At 68.1% G+C, this 7,487-nt stretch carries 6 protein-coding genes; 5 read left to right on the top strand and 1 reads right to left on the bottom strand.

Features of this window, described 5'->3' with window-relative positions:
* The coding region (locus ACXJKR_RS18905) for an ABC transporter permease subunit (protein WP_457324123.1) at nt 1–707 on the top strand (707 nt) is incomplete at its 5' end.
* Nucleotides 708–787: 80 nt separating this feature from the next.
* On the opposite strand, the gene ACXJKR_RS18900 is transcribed toward ACXJKR_RS18905, so the two are convergent.
* Nucleotides 788–1,495 carry a FadR/GntR family transcriptional regulator gene (locus ACXJKR_RS18900; protein WP_457324122.1) on the bottom strand — a complete coding sequence of 236 codons (708 nt, stop codon included), beginning with the start codon at nt 1,493–1,495 and terminating at the stop codon, nt 788–790.
* Between the two features lie 348 nt (nt 1,496–1,843).
* Between ACXJKR_RS18900 and ACXJKR_RS18895 the strand changes: the two genes are divergently transcribed.
* From ACXJKR_RS18895 to ACXJKR_RS18880, 4 genes are all read left to right on the top strand, one after another.
* Entirely contained in the window at nt 1,844–1,987 is a 144-nt protein-coding gene (locus ACXJKR_RS18895; RefSeq protein ID WP_457324121.1) for a hypothetical protein, read from the top strand.
* 22 nt (nt 1,988–2,009) lie between these two features.
* A complete protein-coding gene (locus ACXJKR_RS18890; RefSeq protein ID WP_457324120.1) occupies nt 2,010–4,493 on the top strand; it encodes a glycoside hydrolase family 95 protein in 2,484 nt (827 codons plus the stop codon).
* Nucleotides 4,494–4,564: 71 nt separating this feature from the next.
* Entirely contained in the window at nt 4,565–7,075 is a 2,511-nt protein-coding gene (locus tag ACXJKR_RS18885) for a dockerin (RefSeq protein ID WP_457324119.1), read from the top strand.
* 161 nt (nt 7,076–7,236) lie between these two features.
* Nucleotides 7,237–7,487: hypothetical protein (locus ACXJKR_RS18880; RefSeq protein ID WP_457324118.1), on the top strand; the 251-nt coding region annotated here is incomplete at its 3' end.

Raw genomic sequence — 7,487 nt, 5'->3', positions numbered from 1 at the left:
CCTTCCAGCTACTCAGCAGCGGCTTCCTGCCCGACTGGCCGGCGGGCGAGGAGCGTCATCTCAGCTCCCTCGTCATCGGCTTCGGCCTGGTGGCATGGCTGGCCTGGCGGGAGCTGGCCACGCGCCGCAAGGCCGCAGCGCTCGGCGCGGCGTCCGAGCCGGCAGCGCTCTTCGGCCTGCGGCTGCTGACCCAGTCGGGCGCACTGGCCGGGCTGGTCTGGCTGCTGGCCTCGTACAAGGGCCTGCCCAATGTGCTGCTGCTGATGGGCATCCTGATCGCCGCCTACGTCTTTGTGACCCGCCGCACGACGCTCGGCCGGCGCATCTACGCCCTCGGCGGCAACGAACGTGCCGCCCGCCTGTCCGGCGTCCCCACCGAGAAGCTGACGTTGCTGTGCTTCGCCAACATGGGCGTCATGGCGGCACTCGCAGGCCTGGTTTTCGCGGCCCGCCTCAACACGGCCACGCCCAAGGCAGGCCTGGGCTTCGAGCTCGACGTGATCGCTGCCTGCTTCATCGGCGGGGCCTCGGCGTCAGGCGGCGTCGGCAAGGTGCTCGGCGCGGTGATCGGCGCCTTCATCATGGGGGTGATGAACAACGGCATGTCCATCCTCGGCGTGGGCATCGAATGGCAGCAGGTCATCAAGKGCGTCGTGCTGCTGGCTGCCGTGGTTTTCGACGTGTACAACCGCCGAAAAGGTGGGTGACGTCCCGGCCGCTGGTCGATGACCGGCGCCAGTTACCCCCGCGGTGTCCGCTGCGGGCTGGCACAGCCCAGCGAAGGGCATCAGGCGGCGCCGGTGCCCTCGCCGACCCAGCGGCCCAGAGAGGCCAGCAGATGTGAGCACATGGCTGCAGCTGCCGCCTGCGGGTTGCGGGCTTCCAGCGCGTGATAGATCGCCTCGTGCTCCGCGAGTGCGGCCTGCCAGGTGTGCGTGGACTCGGCCTGGCCACTCATGCGTGACGCGATGGGGCTGTGCCGGCCGTCGAAGAGCGTTCCCACCACGCCGACCAGGACGGAGTTGCCAGCCATCTCGGCAATGCTCAGATGAAAGCGCCGGTCCGACTCGACAGGCTTGCGGCCACTGGCATGGTCCTCACGCATAGCGTTCAACGCGTCCTCGACGCGTTGCAAGGACGCCTTGCTCACCCGCGCTGCCGCGAGCGTGATGATCGCGCTCTCCAGCACGACACGCGCCTGCGCCAACTCGGCAGGGCTTTCGCCCAGCGATGAGGTTGCGACTTCGCCATTCATGGGCGGCGCGCTGACGTACACACCCGAACCGCCGCGGATCTCCACGCGGCCGTCGATCTCCAGCGCGATCAGCGCCTCGCGCAGCGACGGCCGCGAAACGCCGAGTTGCAGCGCCAATTCCCGCTCCGCTGGAAGCCGCCCCCCCGTGGAGATTCCCTCCGCGTCGATCAGCGCACGGATCTTGTCGGCGACCAGCTGATATTGCCGACGCACTTCGCCGACGCGGTGTTGGTTGGGCATTGGAACCAGCGCTCGTTGTTAATTGGACAGACCAAATGGTATCGCAATCAATCTCGCGCGCCGCACCGCTCATCGCCGACACCAGTGAAACGATATTGGGGAATACACCGGTAAGACCAATCCAATCATGTATGGCAAAGTGGCTTGACCAAATTGGTTTGACCAKCCATCGTGCCAAAAGCGACGAACCGAGCGCAATGACAGCGTTGCCAGCACGGAGGACGCTCGAAGCGCCAAGGCAGGAAGGCGGACCGTTGGACAGGGAAGAGCAAGCCGGGCCGCAGAGCCTCCGAGAGCAACCACCAGAGACAAGATGAACACGCCCCGATCAAAACGGACGCCGACGAAGTGGTCGACTCCATCGTCGCCGAAGACATCGGCAAGCTGCCCGACAAGGCGATCGGTGAAATGCYGCAGCGGCTCGCTGACATGAGCGTCGATCGCACGATGTCCAGCGTCAGGTCGCTCAACGTCATCGTCGGCAGCCGTTGAAGTCCCTTCCTTGCGAATGAGCATGAACAGCACCCCCACGTCCCGCCGCCGGTTCGTCACCTCGGCCGCGCTGCTGCCGATGCTCAGTGCCCTGCCCCACTGGGTGCAGGCCGGCGCGGCCGCCATCGGCGCTGATGCACTCAGCCTGTGGTACGACCAGCCCGCCGGCCCGTGGATCGAGGCCCTGCCGCTCGGCAACGGCCGCCTGGGCACGATGGTCTTCGGGCGCCCGGCCCAGGAGCGGCTGCAGTTCAACATCGACACGCTGCATGGCGGCGGGCCCTACGTCCAGGACAACCCGAAGTTCCGCGAGGCCCTGCCGCAAGTGCGCGCCCTCATCGACCAGGAACGCTGGAAGGAGGCCAACGACCTCGTCTCCGAAGCGCTGATGGGCAAGCCCATCAAGCAGATGCCCTTCGGCGCCGCCGGCGACCTGCTGCTCGACTTCCCCGGCGTGAAGGCCGCAGCGCGCTATCGGCGCAGCCTGGATCTCGACAGCGCCATCGCCACCACCAGCTTCATCGACGGCAGCGGCCGCCACCGGCGCGAGACCTTCTGCAGCGTGCCGGACCAGGTGACGGTGATCCGGCTGGAGATCGAAGGCGACGGCACGATCGACCTGGACCTCGGCTATCGCCATCCCGACTACCAGCCCTATGGCGGCTTCGGCGACACCAAGTACGACAAGGATGGCGTCGTCTTCGTCGGCGCGCCGTGGGACCACCGTGAATCTCTCTTTGCAGAGAAGCGGCCCGGGTCGCTGGCCGTCCGCGCCGACGGCAGCGACGCGCTGCTGATCGAGGGCCGAAATGTGCAGGCCTTCGGCATCCCGGGCCAGCTGCGCTATGCGCTGCGCGTGCAGGCGGTGGGCGATGGCCACATCGAGGCCAGCGGCGACCGGCTGCGCGTGCGCGGCGCGCGCCAGCTGACGCTACTTGTCTCCGGCGAGACCAGCTATGTGAACTGGCAGGACACCAGCGGCGACCCCGTGGCCGCCGTGCGCCAGCGCACCGCCGCTGCCGCGCGCAAGCCGTTCACCAAGCTGCGCGACGACCATCTCAAGGCCCACCGCGCCTTGTTCCGCCGCCTGCACATCGACCTCGGCGGCCACGAGGCCAATGCCCGCTCCACCGACGCCCGCATCAAGGGCGTGCCCCGGCAGCCCGACGCCGCGCTCGCCGCGATGTACGTCCAGTACGCGCGCTACCTGCTGCTGTCGTCCTCGCGCCCGGGCAGCCAGCCGGCCAACCTGCAGGGTGTGTGGAACGAAGTGCTGCACCCGCCCTGGGAAGGCAAGTACACGATCAACATCAACACCGAGATGAACTACTGGCCCGCCGGGCCGGCGAACCTGGGCGAGTGTGTCGAGCCGCTGCTGAAGATGGTGGAGGACCTCGCCGTCACCGGCGCGCGCACGGCCCGCAACAGCTACGGCGCGCGCGGCTGGGTCGCGCACCACAACACCGACCTCTGGCGCGCCACCGCGCCCATCGATGGCCCGCTGTGGGGCATGTGGCCCACGGGCGGCGCGTGGCTGTGCACGACGCTGTGGCAGCACTACCAGTACAACCCGAGCCCGGCCGTGCTGCGCCGGCTCGTGCCGCTGTTCAAGGGCGCCTCGCTGTTCTTCCTCGACACGCTGGTCGAAGACCCCAAGGGCCGCGGCCTCGTCACGTCGCCCTCGCAGTCGCCGGAGAACAACCACCATACCGACATCGCACTGTGCGCCGGGCCGGCAATGGACCGCCAGATCCTGCGCGACCTGTTCGACGCGGCCATTGCGGCACAGGCACAGCTTGGCGAGGACGACCCGGCATTCACTGCTGCCGTCCGCAAGGCGCGAGCCCGCCTGCCGGCTGATCGCATCGGCGCGCAGGGCCAACTGCAGGAATGGCTGGAGGACTGGGATGCGTCGGCCACCGACCAACAGCACCGCCATGTCTCGCACCTCTACGCCGTCTACCCCAGCGAGCAGATCAACGTGCGCGACACACCCGCACTGGCCCAGGCCGCGCGCAAGACGCTGAACACCCGCGGCGACGAAAGCACCGGCTGGGCCACCGCCTGGCGGCTGGCGCTGTGGACGCGCCTGGGCGACGGCGAGCGGGCCTACAAGGTCCTGCAAGGACTGCTGGGGCCGGCTCGCACCTATCCCAACATGTTCGACGCGCATCCGCCCTTCCAGATCGACGGCAACTTCGGCGGGGCTGCTGCCATCCTGGAGATGATCGTGCAGTCCTGGGGCGGCGAGGTGCATCTGCTGGCCGCCCTGCCCAAGGCCTGGCCAGCAGGCGCCTTGCACGGCGTGCGTGCGCATGGCGCCCTGACGCTGGACGTGGACTGGAAGGAGGGGCGACTCAGCCGCCTGCAGCTGCGTGGACCGGCGCTCGCCAAGGTCGCGCTGCGCTACCGCGGCCAGCACCTCGAACTCCGCCTGAACAGCCAAGGCCGCGCCCGCGTGGGCGCGGCCGACTTCGAACACCCCGAGGTCGAGCCCAAGCACTGAGCCGGCCTCTCCATAACGCTCGTGACCGGAGGAGACAACCGGCCGAGCACCTTCACCAGAAAGGTAGAACCATGAGACTGAAGTTGGGAACCCTGATGCTCGCCTTGGGAGCCGTTGCCGGCTCGCCAGCCCTGGCACAGACATGCACACCGACGGCCATCACGCCCTATGTCAAGGTCAACGGCACGTGGACCCAGACGGCGTCGGCCACCATCAAGACCGGCGCCTCGGCCATCCTCGGCCCACAGCCGACATCCGGCGGCATGTGGAGCTGGAGCGGCTGCGGCACCGCCGGTGCGTCGCGAGAGCAGACCATCCAGCCGCCCGCGGCCTGCACGGCCACCGCCACCTACACCAACAGCTGTGGCGCCAAGACCCAGCAGACKTTCTCCATCAARGTSGGCACCTGGGCGAGCGCGAAGTTCGGCGGCGGCGGCTACGTCAGCGGCCTCGTCTTCCACCCGACCACCGCCAACCTGCTGTACGCACGCACCGACGTCGGCGGCGCCTACCGCTGGAACCAGGGCACGTCGTCCTGGGTGCCCATCACCGACGGCCTGGGTTTCGGTGCAGCCGAGGCCCGGTACCACGGCGTCGAAAGCATGGCCGTCGATCCGAACAACGACCAGCTCGTCTACATGGCCACCGGCATGTACGTGTCTGAAGGCAACGGCCGCCTGTACATGTCCAGTAACCGCGGCGACACCTGGACCTCCGCCGCCCTGCCCTTCCCGCTGGGTGGCAACAACCCCGGCCGGGCCATCGGCGAACGCCTGATGGTCGATCCCAACAAGCCTTCGACGCTGTTCTACGGCTCGCGCACGGCCGGCCTGTGGAAGAGCACCGACTCGGGCCTCACCTGGGCGCAGGTCACGTCGTTGTCGACCCTCAAGATGACCGCGGACCAGATCAACGCCAACGGCGGCACGGCCATGGGCGTCGAGACGGTCGTCTACGACACCAGCACCAAGGGCAGCGGCTCGGCCACGCAGACGATCTACGCGGCCGTCGCCCCGGACTACGCCAATGCAGCGGGCCTGGGCTCAAGCCTGTACAAGTCGACCAATGGCGGCGCCTCTTGGACGCCGGTCACTGTCCCGGTCGCCGGTTACCACATCCCGCACATGGCACGCGCTGCGGACGGCATGTTCTACATCGCCTTCACCAAGGACGCCGGGCCAGGCGCCGGCGGCCCAGGCCGGTTCTACAAGTTCGACGGCAGCAACTGGACCCTGCTCAAGAGCGTCGACCCGATCGGCGGAACCAACTTCGGCTTTGGCGGCGTGTCGGTCTACGGCAGCGGCGCGACCACCCGCATCGCACTGGGCGTGACCAACTCCTGGGGCAACTGGAGCGGCCAGCAGATCGTGCAGCTGTCCGACGACGCCGGCAGGACCTGGCGCGAGATCGAAGCGGTGACGCCGGGCGAGGTCACTGCGGGCTGGGTCGACGATGTCGAGATCGATCCGTCCAACCGTGATCACATCCTGCATGTCTCCGGCGGCGGCATCGTCGAGACGCGCAACGCCTCCTCGGCCACGCCCACCTGGGGCAGCACGATCAACGGCATCGAGGAGACCGCCGTCCTGAGCCTGGCCACGCCACCGGCCGGCGCAACGTACGCGGTCGTCAACAGTTCGGGCGACGTCGGCACCTGGTTGCACACCAACCTCGCGACCAAGCCGACGCTGACGCCGGGCACCGGCTGGAGCAATGGCTTCGCCGCCGACATGGCGTGGTCCGACCCACAATACGTGGCCACCATCGGCTACAGCCACGAAAACGGCACCGGCTTCGGCTTCTGGTCCGGCGACGGCGGCAAGACCTGGACGAAGTTCGCCACCAACGCGCCCGGTGTCGCGACCAACACGAACCAGGAAGCAAGCATCGCGGTCACCGCTCGCAACAAGGCGGTCTGGGCACCCGGCAACTCGGTGCCGTCGTACACCACGGACAACGGCGCAACCTGGGTCCCGACCAACCTGCCGGCGATCAACGACATCTACAGCCGCGGCTACCACCTGGCCGCAGATCGCAAGAACCCGAACAAGGTCTATGCCTACGATTCCGGCGGCAATTGGTGGGGCACGCCGGGCAAGGTTTACGTCTCGACGGACGGAGGCCGCACGTTCACGCTGAGCCAGGGTTCGGTGAACGCGGGACTGGCCCCGAACTACTTCGCGAACACCTCGCTGGCGGTCAACCCCAACGTCGAGGGCGAGCTCTGGCTGGCCGACGGCAACACGGTGTACCGCTCGACAGATTCGGGCGCGACCTGGGCCAAGCTCAGCAACTTCGCGTCGATCTTCAATGGCAACCAATGGGCCCAGGTGCAGGGCGCCAGCGTCATCGCGCTGGGCAAGGCCAAAGCCGGCGCGCCGTACTCGGCCGCGGTCTACGTCGTGGGCGTGATCAACGGCGTGTGGGGCGTGCATCGCTCTGAAGACGCCRGCGCCACCTGGACGCGCTTCAACGACGACGCCCACCAGTTCGGTGGCATCGGCGTGATCGCGGCCGACCAGAACATCTACGGACGGATCTACTTCAGCGGCACCGGCCGGGGCATGCTTTACAGCAACTGAAGCCATGGCTCGGCAGGCTCGCATCCATCTCCAGGCTGGGGCCTGCCGCTCCTATCCCTCACTGTCGTGGAGGTCGTGGCCTGGCCCTGGGCCGGCCTCCCACAACGTTCGCATCCGGCGGAGACAACCGGCCGAGCACTTTCAACCTTGAAAGGAAGAACATGAAAACTTTGATACCCGCACTGCTGCTCGCCTTCGGGGCGAGCGCAGCCCCGCTAGCGCTGGCGCAGAGCTGCGGCAGCGGCGGCGGCGCCACCGTCTGCCTGACGGCCACCGGCACGGCCAGCAACGTCCAGCTGGGTTGGACCGTCAGTGGCACCGTCACGTCGCTGGAGATCTTCCGCGACACCGACGCCGACCCCAACGGCCGCACCCGCATCGCCGTGCCGGGCAGCAGCGCCMGGAGCTACAC

The sequence above is a fragment of the Roseateles sp. P5_E11 genome, from assembly GCF_054049355.1.
This window is presented reverse-complemented; position numbering and strand designations above follow the sequence as displayed.